Genomic DNA, 2432 nt, shown 5'->3' with positions numbered 1-2432 from the left:
TCGAGCAATGCGGCGCTGCGTGGTGCGCCGCTGGCTTGCCCCATGTTGCCGGCCGGGCCCTCGCGCCCGGCAGCGGCGTTTTTGGATAATGGCGCTTGTCTCAGCACCACAGGACCCCCATGAAACCTCTGCTTCGCCCCCTGGTCATCGCCACCGCGCTGAGCCTCTCGTTCGCCACCCTGCTCGTGGCCTGCTCCAAACCCGAAGAGCCACCGGCGGCCATGGCCGCGGCCAAAGCCCAACCGTTTGAGACCGTGCGCACCCTGGGCAAGGGCTTCACCGTGGGTGCGCTCATGAGCACCAACACCGTGTACGTCTTGTTCGATCCGCAGTGCCCGCACTGCGGCCATTTGTGGAATGCGACCCTGCCCTTGCAGAACAAGGTCAAGTTTGTCTGGATGCCGGTGAGTTTTTTGAGCGCCAAGAGCCTGCCCCAAGGAGCGGCCTTGCTCGCCGCTGCCGACCCGGCACAGGCGATGTCGGCGCACGAACAACTGCTGCTGAGCGGCCAAGGCGGCATGTCGGCCTCGGCCAGCGTGCCCCAAGAGCTGGAACAAGCGATCAAGACCAATACCCAGTTGCTCGACAGCCTGGGTGTCGACTCGGTGCCCTTTATCGTCGCCAAACACGCGGGGACGGGTCGGGTCGTGACCAGCGGCGGCGCGATGGACACCGGCGCTCTGGCCGACTTGCTGGGCGTGGACCGTCCCTGATCGCAGCCGCCTGTGGGAAAAAATCCCGACCTGCTGGGCCCAACCAGCCCAGCAGTGGCTTTTTTTTCGCGATTCTGGCTTAACATCCTGCGGTCAGGCCGCACCCCGCAGCCGCTTATGGAGCTCTCATCATGGGCAAAGAACAGCGCAACGAGAAGATGTCGAAAAAGCCAAAAAAGGACACCTCGGCCCCCAAGGGTCCGGGCACGTCCGATCGGCCCGTAGCCCCCATGACTTCGGTGGTGCCGCGTGGCAAGGAGAAGAACAAATGAGGTGGTGCCGATGAAAGCCACCTGGAACGGCACGCTGATTGCCGAAAGCGACGACACCGTTCTGGTGGAAGGCAACCATTACTTCCCCGAGAGTGCCCTGCAGCGCGAATTCGTGACCTTCAGCAACCACCGCACCTCGTGTCCCTGGAAGGGCGAAGCCAGTTATTACTCGCTGTTGGTGAACGGTGAAATCAACGCCGACGCGGTCTGGTATTACCCCGAGCCCAAGGCCGAAGCCGAAAACATCCGCGGTCGCGTGGCGTTCTGGAAAGGCGTGAAGGTCGCCGAATAAGCGACCACACGCCCGGCATGCGGTGCACAGCCCGCATGCCTTGTAAGTTTTCGCCGGCTGCAGCGACTCACCCACATGTCGCTGCGGCCTGCCTTCTCCCACCACCCCTCCCTTCCACGGTCAAAAACGACCACCTCGCGGCAGCCTAGGCGCACGCCCACCTACCGGCTGTGGGGCCTGTCTTGGCTAGGCCTATGGGCCACATCGGCCATGGCCATGGGCCTCTCTTCGCACGGCGCAGCGGTGGACTGTGGCGTGCTGCCCATCGCACGGCCCACCCAGACCGCACCACCCACTGCAGCAACCCAGCGCCTGCCCGACAGCCAGCTCGTGCCGGGTGCCAAAGACCTTTCCTGGGTATGGCTGGCCTCGCCCACCCGGCGCTACCCACACACCGCACTGGGTTCGCCCGTGCACGCGGGCAGCGTGCACGCGCTGGCGGCATTGCCCGGCGGCGGCTGGCGCGAAGTGGCCTACGAGTTGCCCTTGCAGCGCGTGTTCGAAGACCGCGTGCCGCGTCTCGTGGATCTGGATGGTGACGGGCGCGACGAGCTGCTGCTGATCGAGTCCGACCTGCTGCAGGGTGCCGCTCTGGTGGTGCTGGGTCTGCGCGGCGATGGCAGCGCACAAGCGCCTTTGAAATTGGTCGAGCTCGCGCGAGGCCCGGCTGTGGGCTCCACCTTCCGCTGGTTGAACCCAGTGGGTGTGGCCGATTTTGACGGCGACGGCCATCTCGACGTGGCCAGCATCACCACACCGCACGTCGGCGGCATGCTGTTCCTGTACCACTACCGGCCACCGCTGCTGGAGCCGTTCGCCAAAGCCATGGACGTGTCCAACCACCGGATGGGCGCGCTCGAACAAGGGCTGGCGGTGATCGTGCAACAAGCTGGCAAACGCCCGACCGTCGTTGTGCCCGACATGAGCCAGCGCGCGCTGCACGCCTTGCGCTGGGAAGCACCCGGCCAGTGGAAAGAGCTGGCCGATCTCATGCCCATGGCGGCGCGGGCAGAGCGCTTGACCCCCTTGCCCGATGGCGCCTGCGTAGGGCTATCCGACGGCAGCTGGGCGCGTGTGACGCTCACGCCCTAGCATGGTGCCTCCTGCACCCCACGGCCTCCCTCCACACCACCAACCCAAGTTACAACCATGCTG

The 2432-nt window shown here is 65.3% G+C and carries 4 protein-coding genes; all 4 read left to right on the top strand.

Annotated features, from left to right (window positions below):
- Window positions 1-119 precede the first annotated feature (119 nt).
- The 4 genes from ABYB95_RS21655 to ABYB95_RS21640 all read left to right on the top strand — a co-directional run bounded on the left by ABYB95_RS21655 (window position 120) and on the right by ABYB95_RS21640 (window position 2369).
- The gene (locus ABYB95_RS21655) at window positions 120-713 is read left to right on the top strand and encodes a DsbC family protein (protein WP_372661822.1); all 594 of its coding nucleotides are present in this window, start codon (window positions 120-122) and stop codon (window positions 711-713) included.
- 131 nt (window positions 714-844) lie between these two features.
- Window positions 845-985 carry a hypothetical protein gene (locus ABYB95_RS21650; RefSeq protein WP_372661819.1) on the top strand — a complete coding sequence of 47 codons (141 nt, stop codon included), beginning with the start codon at window positions 845-847 and terminating at the stop codon, window positions 983-985.
- A gap of 10 nt (window positions 986-995) precedes the next feature.
- Window positions 996-1277 carry a DUF427 domain-containing protein gene (locus ABYB95_RS21645; protein ID WP_372661816.1) on the top strand — a complete coding sequence of 94 codons (282 nt, stop codon included), beginning with the start codon at window positions 996-998 and terminating at the stop codon, window positions 1275-1277.
- 216 nt (window positions 1278-1493) lie between these two features.
- Window positions 1494-2369 (top strand): FG-GAP repeat domain-containing protein, encoded by an 876-nt coding sequence (locus tag ABYB95_RS21640; protein WP_372661813.1) that lies wholly within the window; start codon window positions 1494-1496, stop codon window positions 2367-2369.
- Window positions 2370-2432: the final 63 nt, after the last annotated feature.

The sequence above is a fragment of the Hydrogenophaga sp. genome (assembly GCF_041633695.1).
Classification (GTDB): Bacteria; Pseudomonadota; Gammaproteobacteria; order Burkholderiales; family Burkholderiaceae_C; genus Hydrogenophaga.
This window is presented reverse-complemented; position numbering and strand designations above follow the sequence as displayed.

Coding starts and splice junctions, on each gene's coding strand:
- ABYB95_RS21655 (WP_372661822.1), top strand. CDS start 120: ATGAAACCTCTGCTTCGCCCCCTGGTCATCGCCACCGCGCTGAGCCTC.
- ABYB95_RS21650 (WP_372661819.1), top strand. CDS start 845: ATGGGCAAAGAACAGCGCAACGAGAAGATGTCGAAAAAGCCAAAAAAG.
- ABYB95_RS21645 (WP_372661816.1), top strand. CDS start 996: ATGAAAGCCACCTGGAACGGCACGCTGATTGCCGAAAGCGACGACACC.
- ABYB95_RS21640 (WP_372661813.1), top strand. CDS start 1,494: ATGGGCCTCTCTTCGCACGGCGCAGCGGTGGACTGTGGCGTGCTGCCC.